The sequence below is a fragment of the Telluria sp. LT2P80 genome (assembly GCF_059685955.1).
In genome coordinates this window covers 180,787-200,199 of sequence record NZ_JCASIO010000005.1, presented here as the reverse complement: position 1 = coordinate 200,199, position 19,413 = coordinate 180,787, and the positions used below count along the sequence as shown (strand labels likewise).

Here is a 19,413-nt window from a genome sequence, read left to right as displayed (position 1 = left end):
ACAATGGCGACCTTTCGCCTGCGCGGCGTGACCGTGCGCCACCTGACGGGCAGCCGCGCGGCTGCCCTGCACGCGCTCGACCTCACGATCGGCGCCGGTGAACAGGTCGCCCTGATCGGCCCGTCCGGGGCTGGCAAGACCACGCTGCTCGCCACGCTGGCCTGCGCCCACCAACCGGGCGCGGGTGCGCTGGAGATCCTGGGCCAGGAGCCTTGGAATCTGCCGCACGCCGCGCGCCACCGGCTGCGTGCGCGTTTGTTCCTGGCGCCGCAGACGCCGCCGCTGCCGGCGCGCCAGCGCGTCGTCACGGCCGTGCTGGCGGCACGCTTGCCGCACTGGACGCTGTGGCAGGCCTTGAAGTCGCTCGTGCGTCCGAACGATCCCGATGCGGCGCACGCTGCGCTGTCGCGCTTTTCGCTGGGCGACAAGCTGTATGCCCGCGTCGACCGGTTATCCGGCGGCGAACGCCAGCGCTGCGGCCTGGCGCGCCTGCTGCTGTCCGATGCCCAAGCTTTGCTGGTCGATGAGCCGATCTCGGCGCTCGACCCGGCGCTCGCGCGCCACACGCTGGCCACGCTGCGCCAGGAAGCCGCCCAGCGCAACGCCACGCTGGTGTGCAGCCTGCACCAGGTGGATCTGGCGCGCGAACAGTTCGGTCGCCTGGTGGGCCTGCGCGACGGGCGCATCGTGTTCGACGCGCCGCGCGAGCAGGTCACCGACACCATGATCGCCGACCTGTACGCCAACGAAAACGTCGAGCCGCACGTGGCCCCGCCACACGACACGCCTGCACAAATCGCCGTCGGCGCCTGTTTCTAGGCATGACGAGCAAGACGGTGCTGCATCCCGATCCGGCCTGGCGCGCGCGCCTGATGGGCGCTGTCGTCTTCGTCCTGCTGCTGTACCCGCTGCTGGTCGCGGCAGAATTCAAACCATGGCTGCTGTTCGACGCGCAAAGCCTGCGCGCGGCCGGCGGCTTCCTGCGTGATTTCCTGACGCCCGAAACCGATCCTGCCTTTCTGGCGATGGTGCTGCGCGAAACCTGGCAGACCGTGGCAATCGCCACCGCGGGCCTGACACTGGCGCTGATCGTCGCCATTCCGGCCACCTTCGTCATCAGCGAGCGCTTGTCGATCTCGCGCCTGGGCACGGGCCGCATCCGTCCGCTGGCGGGCGTCGTGCGCCAGGTGCTGCGCTGGATCCTGATGGTGCTGCGCTCCGTGCCCGAGCTGGTGTGGGCGCTGCTGTTCGTGCGTATCGTCGGCCTGGGCCCGACGGCCGGGGTGCTGGCGATCGCGCTGTCCTATTCGGGCATGCTGGCCAAGGTGTATGCCGAAATCCTCGAATCGTCCGACGCACATGCCACCGACGTCCTGCTGGCCAATGGCAGCGGGCGCCTGCCCGCCCTGCTGTATGGCGCCCTGCCCGATGCCAGCGCAGAACTCGTGTCGTACACCGTCTACCGCTGGGAATGCGCGATTCGCGGCTCGGCCGTGATGGGCTTTGTCGGCGCCGGCGGCCTGGGCCAGCGGCTGGATGAATCGACCAAGATGATGGCCGGCGGCGAAGTGGCGACGATGCTCATCATGTTCGTGCTGCTGGTGGCCGGCGCCGACCTGGTCTCGAAACTGCTGCGCCGGAGGATCGGATGAAGGTGGCTAACTCCCCGCGCACCGCGATCCCCGCCCCGCCGCCACGCCAGGCCGGCACCTGGCTCATTCTCGGCGGGCTGCTGGCGCTGATCGTCGCCAGCTTTGCCTCGCTGCCGCTGCAGTGGAGCGCATTCTTCACACGCGAAGCGATCGATTCGGCGTCCGAATTCCTGGCCGGCTTCGCGCCGCCCGACACCGCCCCGGCGTTCCTGGCCAAGACGCTTGTCGCGTTCTGGGAAACCCTGGCCATGTCGGCCATCGGCACCATCCTGGCGGCGCTCGTCGCCATGCCGCTGGCGCTGGCCGGCGCCGGGCGCATGGGCCGCACAGCGCGCGCCGTGACGCGCCTGGTGCTCAATGTGCTGCGCTCGATCCCCGAACTGGTATGGGCGGCGGTGCTGCTGGTGCTGGCGGGTCTGGGGCCGCTGGCCGGCACGCTGGCGCTGGCCGCGCACACGGCCGGCGTGCTGGGGCGCCTGTTTGCCGATGCGCTGGAAAACATCGAACCGCACGCCGAGCAAAGCCTGCGCACGAACGGCGCGCGGCCGCTGGCAGCGTTTTTGTACGCGACGCTGCCCCAGGCGCTGCCGCAGATGCTGTCATACACGCTGTACCGCTGGGAAAACAATATCCGCGCGGCGGCAGTACTGGGTGTGGTGGGCGCCGGGGGCCTGGGCCAGATGCTCAAGTATCACCTGTCGCTGTTCCAGATGCCCAGCGCCGCCACGGTCGTGATTGCGATGCTGGTACTGGTGGCGCTGGTCGATGCCGCCAGTTATGCGCTGCGCCGCGCATTGACGCGTTAACCCTTACTTGCGGACACCTCACCCGATGCTCGAACTCGACCAGCTCACCAAATCGTATGGCGGCCGCACCGTGCTGGCCGAACTCTCGCACGTGTTCAAGGCCGGCGAATTCGTCGCCATCATGGGCGAATCCGGCGTCGGCAAGTCGACGCTGCTGAACCTGATCGCGGGCCTGGACACGCCCGATGGCGGCCGCGTGATCATCGACGGCACGCCGATCTCCAACCTGGACGACGACGCCGCCACGCGGCTGCGCCGCACCCGCATGGGCTTCATCTTCCAGGCCTTCCACGTGCTGCCGCACCTGACGCTGCGCCAGAACGTTGCCCTGCCGCTGCTGCTGAACAAGGCGCCGCTCGAGCGCGCCGATGCAATGCTCGATGCGGTCGGGCTGCATGGGCGGGGCGGCGACTTTCCGCGCCAGCTGTCGGGCGGCGAGATGCAGCGCGTGGCGATCGCCCGTGCACTGGTGCACCGCCCGGCCCTTCTGCTGGCCGATGAACCGACCGGCAACCTCGACCCCGAAACTGCCGGCAGCATCCTGCAACTGCTGCGCGACGAGACGCGTGCACATGGCGCCGGCGCCATCATGGTCACCCACTCCCACGCCGCGGCCGCCATGGCCGACAAGGTCCTGCTGCTGACCCACGCCGGACTGAAATTAGCGTAAATTCCGAGAAGAAACGCTCGATTAACGCGAAATTAGTTAAATGACCCGAAACGTGCGCGACGCAATCGTAGTAATATCGCAACGACCTGCCGCAAACAGCTGTCAAAACAGGCAAGGATTATCCAGAACAACCGGTCTGTCCTGAATCATGTATTCATCAGGGAGAATCGACATGACCGTACGCCAGAAAAAACAGGAGTTACTCGAAGCGATGCAACGAGCGCGCGAGCTGGAGCCGTCGAGCTTCGTGCCCAACAAGCTGCTCGACACACTGATCGAGCGCATGCAGTTGAAGAATGACGCGGAGCTGTGCCGCGTGCTCGAAGTGCAGCCTCCGATCATCAGCAAGATCCGCCATCGCAAGCTCAATGTCGGCGCGACGATTCTATTGCGCATGCACGAGAAGTCGAATATCCCGATCCGCGAGCTCAAGGAACTCAGCAGCGCCGCGGCGCTGCACTGACGGCGCGCGACGGCACCGAAGTCACTCCTGCGCCGGTGGCCGCCCGGTCTTGAGCTGCGGCAGCGCCGCCAGCACGCCTTGCAAGGTCGCCACGTCGAGCTGGCCCAGCAGGGCCACGCCAATGCGCAGCAGCTCGCTTTTCTTGACGTCGACACCGGCGCGCAGGCACGCCTGTTTTACTTCCAGCAGCACCGCATACTCGTTTTCCGGCATCGTGAAGCTGTCGCGCACCAGTGCCGGACGCGCTTCCACGGCCGGCGCACGTTCGACGATCGGCACGACCGGTGACTTGGCGACGGCGCGTGGCGCGACAGGTTTGCGGGCCGGGCTGCTGGCCAGCGCCTTGGCGGCCGATTTGACCACCGACTTCACACTGGTTTTTGCAGCGGGCCTGGCTGGCGCCGCTGGTGGCGCGACGGGCTTGGCGATTTTGGCAGTCTTGGCAGTCTTGGCGACGGCCTTCACGGGCTTGGCAGCGCGCGTGGTTTTCGCTGCCGCAGGCGCGGCGCGGGATGCTGATTTGGCGGCAGGTGTGCGGGGCATGAGCCGCTCCTTCGTTGAGAAGGCAAACAATATAAACGATTTGCCAGTATGCTGTCGGACAGGAATGCAGGATGGGTAAGGACATCCCGCCGGCAACCGAAGCCAATCCGGGTGACAATACAGGCCTCATAGAGCGAGGTTTCTGTTTTTTCGAAGTAAAGCTTCGGCAAACTCCTCTTTTGCAGGAGATACACCTGAATTATCCTGCCAAGGCGACGACTCTGCTGTAAACTTGTCGGCGCCGCGAGCTTCTTCTCGCTGGCCCCTGCGCACCCCAGTAATTTATGAACCCGACCCAGGCCAGTATGCGCACCAAGACTCAATGGATCCTGCCGGTGCTGTTTGCCACCGCGCTGGCCCTGCTGCTCCAGCACTTTCTCGGCTCGATCGCGTGGGCCGGCCTTCTGGCCGTGATCACCTGGCCGCTGTACCAGCGCATGCTGCACCGCGGCTGGCCGCCGCTGGCCAGCGCCACCTTCATGCTCGTGCTGCTGATCGTCAGCTTCGTGGGCCCGTCCGTCCTGCTGTTCCACACGCTCAGCAGCGAACTGGCCAGCCTGCAGCGTTTGCTCATCAGCTTCAACCAGACCGGCGTGCCGGTACCGGCCTGGCTGACCGGCCTGCCGCTGGTGGCCGAACCGGCTGTCACCTGGTGGCTCGAACACCTGGCGGTGCCGGGCGGCCTGAACGCACTCGTGCGCACGACCCTGGGCGACTTCATGCCGCACCTGACCGACACCGCGCGGGTCTGGGGCTCGACCATCCTGGCCAATGCGCTGTACCTGTTCCTGACGCTCCTGACGTTGTTCGTGCTGTACCTGCACGGCGCGGCCGTGATGCATTACATCGACGGCGCCGGCCAGCGCCTGGCGCCTGTCCAGTATGCCAAGCTGCGCCGCGTGCTGCCGCTGTCGGTACGCGGCACGGCGCTCGGCCTGGGCTCGATCGCCATCCTGGAAGGCATCGTGCTGGGCGTGGCTTACTGGATCGCCGGCGCGCCGGCCCCGGTGCTGTTGGGCGTGATCACCGGCTACCTGGCGCTGATCCCGGGCGGCGCGCCGCTGTCGTTCACGATGGTCTCGCTGCTGCTGTTCGGTCAGGGCAACTCGGCCGAGGCGCTGGGCCTGTTCACCTGGGGCGCGGTCGAGCTGTTCCTGGTCGATAAATTCATCCGTCCAAAACTGATCGGCAAGCGCGTGAACCTGCCATTCCTGGCAGTGCTGTTCGGCTTGCTGGGCGGCGTATCGACGCTGGGCGTCATCGGCCTCTTTGTCGGCCCGTTGATGATGGCGATCCTGTTCGGCTGGCTGCGTGACAGCACGCCAGTGACACCGTTGATCGTCGATCCGGCGGCCGTTGATGCGTCAGGCGACGTCCATCGGATCGGCTAGCCTGCCAACGAATGCGTCGGCGCGCTGATGCAGGTCCCACAGCGCGCCCACGCGCAGGCCGGCGGCCACCGGCGTGACTGCCGCGATGTCCAGTTCTTCCATCAAGCCATACAGCAACGCCAGCCCGCCGGCCAGATGCACGCCCTGGCGGGTGGCGATGATGGCATCGCGCAAACCTGCGAGATCGGCCCGTGTCAGCGGCGTGTCCACATTACTGCCCCGGTGCGCGTGGCCAGCCAACGCACGCACCGTCCCGCACGCCCCATACGCCATGCCCCAGCCGCGCGCGCCGAACCCCGCTTCGGCAAAGCGGCTGCGGCTCGAACGCACGGCGGCGTCGAAGCCCGCCGCGTCGATCTGCCCGTTCGCGAAAAACGTCAGGCTCTGGCGCACCGCCCCGAGCGCGAACGACTCGATGCGCCGGATCGCGGCGCCCTCCCCGACCACCAGCTCCGTCGAGATGCTGCCGATGTCGAGCACGAGCCGCGGTGCAGGGTCGGCTGCGCCCAGCGTATTGGCCACGCCCAGATAGACCAGGCGCCCGGCTTCGTCGCCCGCGATGATGTCGACCGGGTGACCGAGCGCGCGCCCGGCCGCCGGCAGGAATACAGAGGCATTGCGCGCCATGCGCAGGGCCGCAGTAGCCACGACGCGCACGGCGTGCGGCCGCCAGGCGTCGAGCGCACCCCGGAACTGCCCCAGGCAGGCCAGGGCGCGGCGCAGCGCTGCGCTGTCGAGCATGCCGTCTTCGTCGAACGACGCTGACAGCTCGACCTTCTCGCACATGGTCGCGACGAGCTCGAGCCCGCCATCACCGAAACGGCCGATGTGCAGGCGAAAACTGTCCGAGCCAAGCTCGACAGCGGCATAGATGGGTGATTCGTGATCGATGGTCGGCATGGGGCATGAGCATAAGCGGCCACCGTGACGGGCGCGTTACATGACCCTGCGCAGCGGGCCCGCGCGCTAGATATCGGCGACCGCTTCGCTGGCAGGCGCCACGCGATTGCGGCCGGCCCGCTTGGCGCGCTGCATGGCCTCGTCGGCGCGCTGGAACAGCGAGGTGGTGCTGTCTTCGGGCCGGATCGTCGTCACGCCAAAACTGGCGGTGAGCTTGATCATCGCCCGCTCGCTCTTGACCGGCGTTGTGTCAATGGCGGCGCGGATGCGTTCGGCCACAAGCACCGCTTCATCGAGGCTGGTGCGCGGCAGCAGGACAGCAAATTCGACGCCCACCACGCGCCCCAGCTGATCGCTGTCGCGCAACTGGCGCCGGCACAGCGCGACCATCTGGTGCAGCACGACGTCGCCGGCCGGATGGCCGTAGCTGTCATTGACGCGCTTGAAGCCATCCAGGTCGAACACGATCAGCGCCGTCGGCAGGCCGGGCCGGCGCGCCAGCGCCAGCCACGGCGCGAGCAGCTGGAAGAAACCACGCCGGTTCGGCGCGTCGGTCAGAGGATCGACCGTCTCGAGCCGTTCGAGCGTGTCCTGCAGGCGTTCGCGGGTCAGGAGCAGCACGCCGAAGGCATTGCCGAGCAGGAGCAGGTACAGGGCGCCACTGGAGAATTGGCTCAACAGGTCATTCGAGAGCCAGCCCCAGCCACGGGGGAGCAGCAGCACCGACAAGCCGCGCGCCGCCACCACCAGCGCCAGCGCCGCCGTCGCCAGCGCCAGAAAGCGCTGCAGCAGGCTTGCATCACGCCAGCGCCAGGCGAGCGCCACGGCGCCGGACAGGTAGAACGCGCCCAGCAGGAGCGATGCGGCCACGCTGCGCAAGCCCTCTTCGTCGACCAGATAGCACAGGAAGAACACGAGGACGGCCACGCCGACCAGGATCAGGGTCGGTGTGCGCCAGGCCGGGCGGCGCGCTGCTTCCCACGAGGCGCCCGCTTCAATCGCCACGCCGGCAAACAGCAGCGCGTAGCCGCCAGGGATCGAGATGGGGGCCGGCACCACACCAGAGTCACCCAGCGCCAGCAGCAGCCAGGCGCCGCCCTGAATCTGTTTCGACAGACTCCAGAACGTCATCGCAGGGGCGCGTACGGGACCGTGATTGAAAAAGGTCAGCAGCGCGCACAGGGTCAGGTTGCCCAGGGCGAGCACCAGCACCATCGTCGACGCATCCAGCATAGGCATGTTGTTACTCATGTTCGGCGTTCCGGGTGCCGGCACCCGGCTGGCGGGCCGGAGTGCGGGGTGATTGATTCGCGCCTGGAGGCCGGCAGAAGGCGCACGGGCGGCTGGCGGCCAGCTTATCAGAAAGTGATGCCTTGCAACAAGCCAACCCTGCCACTCAGCCGGCGAAGCGGTTGAATACCTCGCGTACGGCCAGGCCACCACCGCCAATGAGCACGCTGAAATAGATGATGGTCACGACATTGCTGATGTGACCCAGCAGGATGCAGACGCCGTCGCGTTGCAGCAAGCCGATGGCCAGGAACAGGATCGCCACGGCCGGGAACGTGTTGCTGAACGGGATTAGGCCGAACGGCATCATCAGCAGCACCGCACCCAGAATCAGGGCCGCGTTGTTAAAGAACGCGACCGGACCGGCGGCCACCAGCCACTGGATGCGGTTGGGCTTGCTGACACGCTCGAGTTTCTTGAGCCACGACAGCGCCTTGCGCAGAAGTGGACGCAGCTTGCGCGTGCCGATGACACGGTGTTCGAGCTTCGATGGAATCCACAGATCGCGCCCGAACAGGCGGCTGACGCTGATGAGCAGGATCGCGGCGCCGAACACGGTGCTCACTCCCGGAATCGAAATCGGGATCAGGAACACCAGCGTGAGGAGCGCCACCAGGATCAAGAGGCCGTCGTTGCCGACGCTACGGATCAGTTCACTGAGGGTGATGCCGGTGCGCGGCATCGAGCGGACCAGCGCGCGCAGACGCTGGGAAACGGGTGGTTCACTGTGCATGATGTGGTCGTGTGGTGCGTTCGGCTAGCCGAACAGGATGGCTTACTGGCCGACGCAAATGATCCGGGTCTCGTACTCGGCTGCTTTGTCTTTCTTGGTCGTGGCCCAGGCGATGACTTCGTCCGCTTGCGCGATCGTCATGATCGTCGCTTTCTCCTTGTTCTTGATGAAGGAGACGCCCTCGAACTTGCCTTCCTTGCTGCGCATGACCTTCGCGAAGACGGGTGGTTTCTTGCCGTCGTCCGACCGTTTGTCCTGGCGGACGAGATAACGCTGCTCTGCTGGTTCCATAAAAATAATCCGTGCGTGATCGATCAAACCGCTATTTTACGGTGCGCGCATTGCGGACACGTGAAAAGTTCACCGCCCCACGACGCCGATCACTTGTACGAGCACGATCTTGAGCACCGTCATCGACGGAAAAATCATCGCGTAACCGATGTCGGGGCGGTCCGTCGGCGCGATCCGGTTGGCAAACGCGAGGATGGCCGGATTGCCCGTGGTGCCGGCCACGATCCCGACCACGCTGTCGAACGGCAGGCGAAACACGAACAGGGCAATGACCATCGTGACGATCACCAGCGTGGCCGCAATCGCGCTGCCCAGCAGCAGATACAGCAAGCCATTGTTGGCGATCGCGGCGGCAAACGTCGCGCCCGACGAGATACCCACGACCGCCAGGAACAGCGTCAGGCCAAAATTGCGCAAGACCAGGTTGGCCGGAATCGGCATCGCCCACTGGAACATCCCGCTGCGGCGGCGCCAGCCGAGCACCAGCGCGACCAGCAGCAGCCCCGCGAACCCGAACGAGAACTGCCCGATCAGCGGCAACGGCCAGACGATCGCGCCGAACGCCAGCCCCAGCGTCACGCCGACGCCGATGCCGATATAGCTTACCTCCCCCGTGCTGCGCACCGAGTCGCCGAACAGCTTGCGCAGCGCGGGAAAGCTGCTGCGCGGCGCGAGTACGCCGATGCGGTCACCCATTTCGAGCAGCCGCCCCGGGTTCAGGACCAGGTCGGCATCCCCACGCCGCAGGTGCAGAACGCGGGCATTGAGTCCAGTCGGCAGCGCCAGAGCGCTCAATGGCAGGCCGGCCATCCTGGCACTGGAAATGAAGAAGCGGTCGTAGTCGAGGTCACTCCGATCGTGCAGCATGGCGCCCGGATGCGCCGGGCCGAAGCGCGTGGCGACCTCGTGCAGCACGGTCTGGTCATTGCCGGCGACGAGCAAACGGTCGCCCGGTTCGATGCGCATCGCGCTGTCGGCCACCAGATTGTGCTCGCCGCGCCGCAGCGCAACGATCGCAACGCCGTCCGGCAAGCGCGCCGCAGCCTCAAACAGCGTCATGCCCAGCACGGAGAATTCAGCCACGTCGATTTCTTCCAGATGCAGCGCGGACGATGCCGGCGCCGGGCTGGCCGGCTTGAACACAGCGTTGTACAGGCCAAGCAGCAGGATCGGCACGGCCACGCCGACCGGGTACGCAACCGAATACCCGGTTGCGGCCGACGTGCCGAACACGGCCAGCGCCGCCTGCAGCGCCGCCGTGCTGGTGCCGGCGCCGGCAAAGGCGCCCAGCGCTTCAGGCAGCGCAAAGACCGGGAACAGCCACGCCACGCCAACCGCCAGCGCCAGCGCCGTGATGACGGCCAGCAGCGCCGCCAGATTGGCCTTGATGCCGTCAGGCGTCGTCAAGCCGCGAAAGAACTGGGCGCCATAGGCAATGCCGACGCCGTACAGGAACAGCAGCAGCCCCAGGTTGCCGAGCATGCCGGGCAAGACCAGGTCAGGCACGGCCGCGCCGACGGCCAGGCCGACGAACAGCACCGCGCCGGAGCCGAGCGACAAGCCCTTCACGCTGACCGCCCCCAGCAGGTAGCCCGCAGCGATGGTGAAGAACAGCGCAAACATCGGCTGGTGGCTGAAAAACGTGGTGATGGCGGTCATGGACGTTGCCTGGTTGCATGTGTGTGATGCAGTCTACGGCATGGGGAGATGGTTGCCGGGTGTTAATGCGATATAAACCCAGGACGTCATGCCGATGATCGGCGCGGCGTTGAATCATGGCCGCGTCGACAGGCTGGGTACAGACTTACGCTTGACGCTCGCCGCACTCGGTACAAAACTTTGTGCCTGGCTGCAGCGTCGTCGAGCAGGCGCGACAAGCAACGTGCTGGGCAGTCCGGTGGCCACACTCCGGGCAGAACTTCGCCCCATGGGTTTCGGCCCGGCATTGCGTACACACCAGCTGCATGTTCTGCGTGACGTCCAGGCGTCCACCGCGCGTCTGGCCCTCGGCATTTGCCTTTTCGGACGCGGCCGACACTTCGCCCTGGGCACGTGCCTGCGTGATCTTCACCTTCACATTGGGTGCGCAGTTGAAGCAAAGGCCGTTCGCGTTGTCGAAGCACTGGTTGCAGACGTAGTCGTGACAGTTTCCGCACCGGTTGAAGTGCGTCTTGCCAGCGGCCAGTGCCTCAGTAAAGGCTTCGTCGCGTGCCGAATGCCAGCCCGCCTGGGCCATGCTGTCGATCACGCTGCCTGCATTGCCGAGCAGGCCACCGAACATGCTTGCCCCCTTTTGCAGCCAGCCCGAAGCCTGGGCGCTGCGGTACGGTTTGAAGTGCGTGCGCCAGCGGTCACTGCAGCGCTCGCAGGAGAATTCGAACTGGAACCCTGCATCGACGCCTGTCGAGTTGCTCAGATCATGATAGTTGTTAGCAAACTGCATTTCGGACATAGGCTGCTATTCCCAGGGTTATAAAATGTAGAGTTTATCTGGGCTGAGGAAGCGCAATATCACGCAATCTCACACCAAGCGCTTCCGGACAATCGATTTGCTGGCTGCTTCATTAAAATATCGCCGCCTTTCGTGAAGCCGGCGAACAATCGCGTCGACACTATACGTCGTTGTCGCAGAACCGGTCACGTCCTGCTGACTTCGCCTGATAAAGACGGCGATCAATCTGGTCGAGGAACGCCTTGGCGTCATCCTGGGCGCCTGGCACGATGGTACCGATACCCATGCTCACGGTAACCAGCTGGCCGACGCCGGAGCGGGCGTGCAAAATCGCCTGCGCGGCCAGCAGCTCACGGCAGCGCTCAGCCTTGCTCCACGCCGCCTTCCGGTCCGTGCCAGGCAACAGCAGGACGAATTCCTCGCCACCGAGACGGGCGCACAGCTCGTCCGGATCGGATGCCGCTGCGTCGAACACTTGCGCCACGCGTCGCAGGCACTCGTCACCCTGCATGTGACCATAGTGATCGTTGTACTGCTTGAAGTGATCGATATCGATGATCACGAGAGACAGCGGGTGACCGCTTTCGCGCGCTTTTTCCCATGCCACGGGATAGAAGGTGTCGAACATGCGTCTGTTGGCAACACCCGTGAGGCTGTCGCGGTACGACAGAAGCTCGAGTTCGCGCTGCAATTGAACGATCTTGTCTTCGGCCTCTTTTCGCGCCGAGATGTCAAACATGAAGCCGACCAACGACTCCACACTGCCGTCAGGGCGACGCACGACGTGAACCACATCCCGGATCCAGACATGGTCGCCTTGATGCGTGATGGCGCGGTAGTCAGCCTCGTGATCAACGCCTTTTTGCGATTGCGCCACACAGAACTCGACCGTCCTCTGACGATCTTCCTCATGGATGCGATCGGCCCAGTCGTTCACGGTGAGCCAGCTTGCCTGGCTCCATCCCAGCAGTTCTTCGATCTGCGGCCCAATGTAGGTAAACCGCATCGTCGCCCAGTCTATTCGCCACGGAATTGCCTTGGTGGATTCCAAAAGCGTCCGGTACACGCCGGGATCTTCGCAAACAACGGACGGAGGAATTACAGGTGGCAGCGTCATGAACAAGTGGCCTGAAATGAATGGATATCCTTGAAAGTGGGCCCGTTTCTGACCCGCACGAGGCCCTCATGCCAGCATGATAGGTTGCCGTTATGAAAAAGTCACGTACTGTCAATACTGCGGGCTGCGGGACAGAAGCAACCCTTCAGCTGCCGATGACAGACGTGATGGCGGGCTGTGGAGCAGGCTGACGGCGCTGCGCACGCATTACTGCCGGAATCGTACTCAAGGGTATGAACACGTGGATGAGAATCAACCACCACAGACTCTGTGTCCAGGCATATGCAATGGTGAAAAAGAACGCCGAGATGATCGAGCCGATAAGCTGCTTCGGATTTGCATAGCCATGCCCGATACCGTAGGCGAGCGCGGATGCGGCAATCGCCAATGGCAGGCCAATGACAGGCGACAGCACCAGCAGCAAGAACCCGCGATAAAGCACCTCCCAGCCGCCCGTCACGATCAGCATACTCGCGGCGAAAGCGAACGCTTCAACCAGGTTACGCGGCCATATGGACGAAGACGCCAGCATCTTACGTTCGTCCTCCGCACGCGCCTGCGGTGTTTTACGACGTTCGATCATGCTGCCGATCGCCCACAAGCCGCACATCAGCAGAACTGCACATCCCAGGCCCCACGCGCCGGCGCTCGACAGCGGCATGTCGAAGCCGAGCTGTTCCAACGTATACCCGGCCTGCGATGAACCGGCCCACAAGACGCCCAGCAAGGCGAGCGAATGCGCGCTCATCGAACAGTACTGGCGCAGTAGTGAACGCGGCGGCTTGCCACGCTTGGGACGCAGGCTGCGCCAGAGATTCCACGCCGGGAAAATGATAAGCAGGTAGGCTGCAAGTAGATGATTCAGCATATGTGAACAGGTCGAGGCAGGCCAAGCGCCGTCCTACGGTTCCCTTAACAACTTGAACTGCCTCGCCTGCCGGTGATACGTATCCACCGACTGCTTGACATACCGCGTGAGCGCATCCCCCGTCAGCGCGAACGGATACAACCCGGCCTGCGCGCGCATTTCCGCGAACGCGGGCGAGCTCTCGACGCCATCGAACGCCTTCACCCAGCGGCGGTAATCCGCCTCGCGCACATCCGGCCCCATCCAGACACCGCGAATGACCGGCCAGACCACGTCATACCCTTGCTCCCGCGCCGTGCGCACGCCGGCCAGCGCACCCGGCAAACGCCCTTCGGACAGCACCGCCAGCACGCGCACATTGCCGGCTCTGGCTGCCAGCAGCGCCTCGGACGTGTCGCCCGACACCGCCTGCACATGCCCTGCCCCCATCGCGATGAATTGCTCGCCGCCCCCCTCGAGGGCCACAAAGCGCAGTTTGCGCGGGTCCACGCCCGCCATGCGCGCGAGCAGCGCCATCTTGATCCAGTCCTGGCTGCCGACCGTGCCGGACATGCCGATCAGGACCTGCTTCGGATTGCGCTTGATCGCGCCCAGCAGGTCGGACAGTGTCTTGTAAGGGGAATCGGCGCGCACGGCGACCATGCCGTAGTCGGCGCCGAAAGCCGCGACCCAGCGCACGTCGTCGACGTCGGCCTTGCCGAATTTGCCCAGCGCGAGATTCAGGACCGAGCCGCCCGAAAACGTGACGAGCGTATTGGCTTCGCTGCGGCGCTGCGAGACGACCGAATGCCAGGCCACGGCGCCGACGCCGCCCGGAAGGTAGCTGAGCGTGAGTTCAGGCGCGCCCGGTTGATCGTGCAGGGCTTTTTGCGCCAGCTTGCAGGTGAGATCCATGCCGCCGCCGGGTTTCGACGGGATCAGGCATTCGGCGGCGCCGGCGTGCGGCAGGCCGCCGAACGCCAGCATGGTCAACAGGAAGACGTGCGAGGTTTTCATGGCACCCATGATACCGCCGCACGGTGTAGCAGGGAATCAGAAGCGGTGCTGCATGCCCGCGGTGATGCCGCTCTGGGTCGATCCGAACCCCGGATCGTCGCGCGAGAGGCCAATCAGCTGGCCGTTGTCCGCCTTCGCGTGCGCCAGCGACAAATACAGGTCCGTGCGCTTGGACAGCGCCAGCATGGCGCGTGCGACGAACATCGTCGGGTCGGCGTCCAGGTTGGCAGGCAGGTTCTTCGTGTTGATGTGATAGACCGCGCCCGTCAGCGTGACCGCGTCGATCGTGCGCGTGATGCCGCCCCAGTAGGTGTCGCCGCGCAGGTCGGCCAGGTTGGTCCGGCCCTGCGCCAGCTTGTAGCCACGCTTGCCGGCCGTGTAGCGCCACGGGCCGCTGCGGTAGTCGACCGCCACGTGGTACGCCGTCGTTTCGTCCAATCCATTCGTGGCGGTGCCCTCGATGGGCGTGCCGTCGATCCGCTCCCACGAGGCCATCACGCCCAGGCCGTCGCCGAACCACGAGCCGCCCAGCGCCAGCTTGCGCCCTTCGCGCGAGCTGCCCGACCGTTCGCCCAGGCCGACCGTGGCGCCGTACGTGAAGCCGCCCGTGCGCCCCGTGTACTTGATCAGGTTATCGAACTGGGTCGTCATGCCGTAGCGCGATGGCCTGGTGGCGCTGCCGCCCGTGGCCCACGAATAGTTCGGCGCAAAGCCCAGCGGATCGAACTTGATCACCAGTTCGTACACGGTGGTGAACGAACGGCCGATGACGATCCGGCCCAGGTCGTTCTCCAGTCCCACGTAGGCCTGGCGCTTGAAGATCGCGCCATCGCTGGCGCCCGTGTCGAGCAGGATGCCGCCTTCGAGATTGAAGACGGCTTTCAGGCCGCCGCCCAGGTCTTCGCTGCCGCGAAAACCCCAGCGCGACGTATTCTTGCCGCCCGAGATGACGCGCACTGCGTTGCCGCCGTCTTCGCCGGCATGGTTGACGAATTCCGCGCCGGCGTCGATCAGGCCATAGACCTGGACGTTGCTCTGGGCGAGGACGGGTGCGGAAAGGGACAGCGCTGCCAGGACGGCAAGCGCGAGGGCCGATTGTTTCATGTGTCTCCAACGTTGTTATGGTGATCTGCTGCAGCTGGATCGCTGCTTGTGGGCCGACTATAGGGGCACGCGCCTTTCAGTTCGCTTTCAGTGGTGCTTTTCGGGAAAGCCGCTTTGCGTTTACACTGGCGCGATGAGAATCCTGCTCGTTGAAGACCATGTCGAACTGTCCCACTGGGTGTCCAAGGCCCTGCGCGACGCCAAGCTCACCGTCGAATGCGCCGCCACCGGCGCCGATGCCGACGCCCTGCTCCACACCCAGGACTACGCGCTGGTGATCCTGGACCTGACGCTGCCCAAGATGGACGGCCTGGACGTGCTGCGCCGGCTGCGCGCGCGCGGCGGCGCGCGGGGCGGCACGCCGGTGCTGATCCTGACCGCGCGCGGCGGCCTCGAAGACCGCGTGCAGGGCCTGAACCTGGGCGCCGACGACTACCTGCCCAAGCCGTTCGAGCTGGCCGAACTCGAAGCCCGCGTCAAAGCGCTGCTGCGGCGCCGCAGCGGCAACGAAGCACTCGTGCACGAATGCGGTGGCCTGCGCTTCGACACCGTCTCGCGCATGTTTACCATTTGCGGCGAAGCGCTCGCGCTGACGCCACGCGAGCACGCCGTGCTGGAAGCACTGATTGCACGCCCGGGCCGTGCGCTGTCGAAAGAAAAGCTGTTCGACGAAGTGTTCGCGCTGGCCGACGACGTCAACCTCGACGCCATCGAGCTATACATCCACCGCATCCGCAAGAAGCTCGAAAAGTTTCCGGATGCCCGCGCGATGATCGTCACGCTGCGGGGCATCGGCTATCTGATGCAGCAACGGCCCGATTGAGCCGCAGCACGCGATGACCCTGCGCGCCTCCCTGCTCCAGATCACCGCTGGCCGGCCACTGGGCAGCCTGCGCGGGCAACTGCTGCGCTGGCTGATCCTGCCGCTGGTGCTGCTGGTCGCGCTCAATGCGGTGTCGCTGTACCGTGATGCCCTGGAGGCGGCCGATGTCGCCTACGACCGCTCGCTGCTCTCGTCCACCCGCGCGCTGGCCGAGCGGGTCTCGGTCCAGGATGGCAAGGTCGTCGCCAACGTGCCCTACGTGGCGCTCGACAGCTTTGAAACCGATACGCTGGGCCGCATCTACTACAAGGTCACGGGTCTGCACGGCGAGACGGTATCGGGCTACGACGACCTGCCGCCGGTGCCAAAGAACGTGCCGCGCACCGACCTGTATCCGGCGCTGGTGCGGTTTTACCACGCCACCTACAACGGGGAGCGGGTGCGCATCGCGGCGCTGCTGCAACCGGTCTACGACGATTCAATGCGCGGCATCGCCCTGATCCAGGTCGGCGAAACGCTCGACGCGCGCCAGGCCCTGTCGCGCGACATCCTGATCAGCACCCTGCTGCGCCAGGCCCTGCTCGTGCTGGCGGTGGCGGCGATGGTGTGGTTCGCCGTGCGCCTGGTACTGCGACCCCTGATGCTTCTTAAAAACGAGGTCGAAACGCGCGCGCTGTCCGACCTGTCGAATATCGACCCGGCGCTCGTCCACAAGGAAGTGCGGCCGCTGGTGGCGGCGATGAACGGCGCGATGGCGCGCACGCAGGACCTGATCGCCAGCCAGCGCCGCTTCATCGCTGACGCCTCGCACCAGTTGCGCACCCCGCTGGCGGTGCTCAAGACGCAGGCCGAACTGGCCCTGCGCGAAAACGATCCGGCTGCGATGCGCGCGATCGTCGGCTCGATTGCCGGCACTACCGACGGCGCGATCCACCTGGCCAACCGCCTGCTGACGCTCGCCCGCATCGAGCATGGCAGCGGCAGCACGCCAGACGCGCCGGTCTCGCTGGCAGAGGTGGCGCGCCAGGTCGGACTGGAACTGGCGCTGCCGGCCGTACAGAAAGGGATCGACCTGGCGCTCGAAGCCGATGCCGACGACCTCACCACGGTGCCCGGCCAGGGGTTGCTGCTGCACGAAATGGTGTCGAACCTGGTGGACAATGCGATCCGCTACACGCCGGCCGGCGGCAGCGTGCTGCTGCAGGTCGGGCGCGAAGGCGACCAGGTATCGCTCGCCGTCAGCGACAGCGGACCGGGTATCGCAGCAGCCGACATGGACAAGGTGTTCATGCCGTTCTACCGCGCCCAGGCGACCCTCGAAGCCAATCCGGGCGGCACCGGGCTGGGACTGGCCATCGTGCGCGATATCGCCAACCTGCATGGCGCCGGCATCACGCTGGGCCCATCCGGCGATGGGCCTGGCTTGAGCGTGCGCGTGATATTCCCCGCACCAGCGATCGTTGAAGCGTCAAGTGCACTGAAAGCCAATTGAAAGGCACGCACCCCTATAGTTGGTGCAAACAGCAGCACACCAACGACAACGATCGGAGACAACATGCACAACCCTGCCCCCGCGCACGCCGCCCTGGCCGCGCTTTCCCCCGTTTGAACCGCGCCTGAAAAAAACGGCGCGCGATCGACCGTGCATCGGCCTGCATGAAGCAGCCGTGCACCACCACACCACGCGCCACCTGCACCAACCCCACGGGCCCCAGCGGCCCACACACCGCGTGCGGCAAGCGCACCGGCAAGGAGAATGATGATGATGTTGACCATCCTGGCGTATTCCATGGTCGTCGTGTTCATGTACCTGATCATGACCAAGCGCCTGCCCGCGCTCGTGGCCCTGATCGTGGTGCCCATCGGCTTCGGCGTGATCGGCGGCTTCGGCCCGCAACTTGGCCCGATGATGCTCGACGGGATCCGCAACCTGGCACCCACCGGCGTCATGCTGATGTTCGCCATCCTGTACTTCGGCATCATGATCGATTCGGGCCTGTTCGATCCGGTCGTGCGCCTCATCCTGAAGCTCGTCGGCGGTGACCCGTTCAAGATCGTCGTCGGCACTGCCGTGCTGGCGATGTTCATCTCGCTCGACGGCGATGGCGCCACGACCTACATGATCACCGTTGCTGCCATGCTGCCGCTGTACGTGCGGCTCGGCATGAGCCGCCTGGTGCTCGCCTGCGTCATCATGCTGGCCGGTGGCGTCTTCAACATCCTGCCATGGGGTGGCCCGACGGCGCGCGCCGCCACCGCCCTCGGCGTGGACGTCAGCGACATCTTCGTGCCGATGATCCTGCCGATGGCCGTCACCTCCCTCTGGGTCGTGTTCGTGGCCTGCGTGCTGGGCATGAAGGAGCGCAAGCGCCTGGGCATCATGACGCTGCCGACGCAGGCTGAAAAAGCCGAAAAAGCGGCCCAGGCGGCGCAGAATGTCGCCGTGCTGCAGCCGGCCGTGGCCGCCGCCGAAATGAATGGCACCACCGGCCACTGGAGCCCGAGCGCCGCTGCATCCGCCTACGATGGCAATGTGCACCAGCTGGCGGGCGGCCGTGTCGAATCGACGGTGACGCCGTCGGCGGAACCGGCCCTGGCCACCGGTGGTGGTGGCGGCCATGGCGGTGGCGATGACAACGACGTCTCGAACGCTGCGATCAAGCGTCCAAAGCTCATCTGGGTGAACCTGGTGATGACCACCCTGTTGATGGCGTTCCTGATCAAGGGCGTGCTGCCACTGCCGGTGCTGTTCATGATCTTCTTCGCTGTCGCGATCATGATCAACTACCCGGGCCTCGAAGAGCAGAAAGAGCGCATTGCGCATCATGCCGCGAACGTGGTCCCGGTGGTGTCGCTGATCTTCGCAGCCGGTATCTTCGTCGGCATCCTGCAGGGCACCAAGATGGTCGATGCCATTGCGCTGTCCGTCATCGCCGGCGTGCCCGACTGGATGGGTCCGTACCTGGCGGTCGTCACGGGCCTGCTCAGCATCCCGTTCACGTTCTTCATCTCGAACGACGCGTTCTACTTCGGCATCGTGCCGGTGCTGGCCAAGGCGGCCGAAGTGTATGGCATCACGGCGGCAGAAATCGGCCGCGCCTCGGTGATCGGCCAGCCGGTTCACCTGCTCAGCCCACTGGTCGCATCGACCTATCTGCTGGTTGGCATGTGCAAGGTGGAGTTTGGCGACCACCAGCGCTTCACGCTGATCTGGTCGATCTCGGCCGCACTCGTCATGCTGGTGGCGGCACTGGTGTTCGGCGTCGTCCCGCTGATGGGCAGCGCTGCATAATCCGGCGGGGCGCGGCGGCATA

General features: G+C 65.5%; 21 protein-coding genes. 10 read left to right on the top strand and 11 right to left on the bottom strand.

Features of this window, described 5'->3' with window-relative positions; translation table 11 throughout:
- The first annotated feature begins 3 nt into the window (after positions 1–3).
- From AC56LW_RS15065 to AC56LW_RS15045, 5 genes are all read left to right on the top strand, one after another.
- Positions 4–819 carry a phosphonate ABC transporter ATP-binding protein gene (locus AC56LW_RS15065; RefSeq protein ID WP_332530011.1) on the top strand — a complete coding sequence of 272 codons (816 nt, stop codon included), beginning with the start codon at positions 4–6 and terminating at the stop codon, positions 817–819.
- 2 nt (positions 820–821) lie between these two features.
- Positions 822–1,652 carry a PhnE/PtxC family ABC transporter permease gene (locus AC56LW_RS15060; RefSeq protein WP_183551024.1) on the top strand — a complete coding sequence of 277 codons (831 nt, stop codon included), beginning with the start codon at positions 822–824 and terminating at the stop codon, positions 1,650–1,652.
- On the top strand, positions 1,649–2,458 hold the full coding sequence (gene phnE, locus AC56LW_RS15055) for a phosphonate ABC transporter, permease protein PhnE (RefSeq protein WP_499635620.1): 810 nt from the start codon (positions 1,649–1,651) through the stop codon (positions 2,456–2,458). Before AC56LW_RS15060 ends, phnE begins: the two co-directional genes overlap by 4 nt.
- A 25-nt stretch (positions 2,459–2,483) precedes the next feature.
- A complete protein-coding gene (locus AC56LW_RS15050; RefSeq protein ID WP_499635618.1) occupies positions 2,484–3,128 on the top strand; it encodes an ABC transporter ATP-binding protein in 645 nt (214 codons plus the stop codon).
- Positions 3,129–3,300: 172 nt separating this feature from the next.
- Entirely contained in the window at positions 3,301–3,591 is a 291-nt protein-coding gene (locus AC56LW_RS15045) for a hypothetical protein (protein ID WP_332530008.1), read from the top strand.
- Positions 3,592–3,612: 21 nt separating this feature from the next.
- On the opposite strand, the gene AC56LW_RS15040 is transcribed toward AC56LW_RS15045, so the two are convergent.
- Positions 3,613–4,134 carry a hypothetical protein gene (locus AC56LW_RS15040; RefSeq protein ID WP_499635615.1) on the bottom strand — a complete coding sequence of 174 codons (522 nt, stop codon included), beginning with the start codon at positions 4,132–4,134 and terminating at the stop codon, positions 3,613–3,615.
- A gap of 71 nt (positions 4,135–4,205) precedes the next feature.
- On the opposite strand from AC56LW_RS15040, the gene AC56LW_RS15035 reads away from it, so the two are divergent.
- Together AC56LW_RS15035 and AC56LW_RS15030 are read left to right on the top strand one after the other, a co-directional pair.
- Entirely contained in the window at positions 4,206–4,364 is a 159-nt protein-coding gene (locus AC56LW_RS15035) for a hypothetical protein (protein WP_499635612.1), read from the top strand.
- A gap of 75 nt (positions 4,365–4,439) precedes the next feature.
- Positions 4,440–5,525, top strand: a complete 1,086-nt coding sequence (locus AC56LW_RS15030) for an AI-2E family transporter (RefSeq protein ID WP_499635609.1) — start codon at positions 4,440–4,442, stop codon at positions 5,523–5,525.
- Here AC56LW_RS15030 and AC56LW_RS15025 read toward each other — a convergent pair.
- From AC56LW_RS15025 to AC56LW_RS14980, 10 genes are all read right to left on the bottom strand, one after another.
- A complete protein-coding gene (locus tag AC56LW_RS15025) occupies positions 5,499–6,425 on the bottom strand; it encodes a Ppx/GppA phosphatase family protein (protein WP_499635606.1) in 927 nt (308 codons plus the stop codon). The genes AC56LW_RS15030 and AC56LW_RS15025 overlap by 27 nt on opposite strands.
- Before the next feature lie 66 nt (positions 6,426–6,491).
- Positions 6,492–7,676, bottom strand: coding sequence for a GGDEF domain-containing protein (locus tag AC56LW_RS15020; protein WP_499635603.1), 1,185 nt, complete (start codon positions 7,674–7,676; stop codon positions 6,492–6,494).
- Between the two features lie 145 nt (positions 7,677–7,821).
- On the bottom strand, positions 7,822–8,448 hold the full coding sequence (locus tag AC56LW_RS15015; RefSeq protein ID WP_499501752.1) for an exopolysaccharide biosynthesis protein: 627 nt from the start codon (positions 8,446–8,448) through the stop codon (positions 7,822–7,824).
- A gap of 42 nt (positions 8,449–8,490) precedes the next feature.
- Positions 8,491–8,739: a hypothetical protein gene (locus AC56LW_RS15010; protein ID WP_183551000.1), complete on the bottom strand. Its 249-nt coding sequence runs from the start codon at positions 8,737–8,739 to the stop codon at positions 8,491–8,493.
- Positions 8,740–8,808: 69 nt separating this feature from the next.
- Positions 8,809–10,398, bottom strand: coding sequence for an aspartate-alanine antiporter-like transporter (locus AC56LW_RS15005; RefSeq protein ID WP_499635600.1), 1,590 nt, complete (start codon positions 10,396–10,398; stop codon positions 8,809–8,811).
- Positions 10,399–10,543: 145 nt separating this feature from the next.
- Positions 10,544–11,191, bottom strand: a complete 648-nt coding sequence (locus AC56LW_RS15000; protein WP_499635597.1) for a double zinc ribbon domain-containing protein — start codon at positions 11,189–11,191, stop codon at positions 10,544–10,546.
- 160 nt (positions 11,192–11,351) lie between these two features.
- Positions 11,352–12,308, bottom strand: a complete 957-nt coding sequence (locus AC56LW_RS14995; protein WP_499635594.1) for a GGDEF domain-containing protein — start codon at positions 12,306–12,308, stop codon at positions 11,352–11,354.
- A gap of 145 nt (positions 12,309–12,453) precedes the next feature.
- Positions 12,454–13,176, bottom strand: coding sequence for a CPBP family intramembrane glutamic endopeptidase (locus AC56LW_RS14990; protein WP_499635591.1), 723 nt, complete (start codon positions 13,174–13,176; stop codon positions 12,454–12,456).
- A gap of 33 nt (positions 13,177–13,209) precedes the next feature.
- Complete coding sequence (locus AC56LW_RS14985; protein WP_499635588.1) at positions 13,210–14,172, bottom strand: tripartite tricarboxylate transporter substrate binding protein; 963 nt, start codon at positions 14,170–14,172, stop codon at positions 13,210–13,212.
- A gap of 36 nt (positions 14,173–14,208) precedes the next feature.
- A complete protein-coding gene (locus AC56LW_RS14980) occupies positions 14,209–15,276 on the bottom strand; it encodes a porin (protein WP_332529996.1) in 1,068 nt (355 codons plus the stop codon).
- A gap of 133 nt (positions 15,277–15,409) precedes the next feature.
- On the opposite strand from AC56LW_RS14980, the gene AC56LW_RS14975 reads away from it, so the two are divergent.
- The 3 genes from AC56LW_RS14975 to AC56LW_RS14965 all read left to right on the top strand — a co-directional run bounded on the left by AC56LW_RS14975 (position 15,410) and on the right by AC56LW_RS14965 (position 19,391).
- Positions 15,410–16,099 (top strand): response regulator, encoded by a 690-nt coding sequence (locus tag AC56LW_RS14975; RefSeq protein WP_332529995.1) that lies wholly within the window; start codon positions 15,410–15,412, stop codon positions 16,097–16,099.
- 13 nt (positions 16,100–16,112) lie between these two features.
- Positions 16,113–17,591, top strand: coding sequence for a sensor histidine kinase (locus AC56LW_RS14970; RefSeq protein WP_499635585.1), 1,479 nt, complete (start codon positions 16,113–16,115; stop codon positions 17,589–17,591).
- Positions 17,592–17,864: 273 nt separating this feature from the next.
- Positions 17,865–19,391, top strand: a complete 1,527-nt coding sequence (locus AC56LW_RS14965) for a CitMHS family transporter (protein ID WP_499635882.1) — start codon at positions 17,865–17,867, stop codon at positions 19,389–19,391.
- The last annotated feature ends 22 nt before the right edge of the window (positions 19,392–19,413 follow it).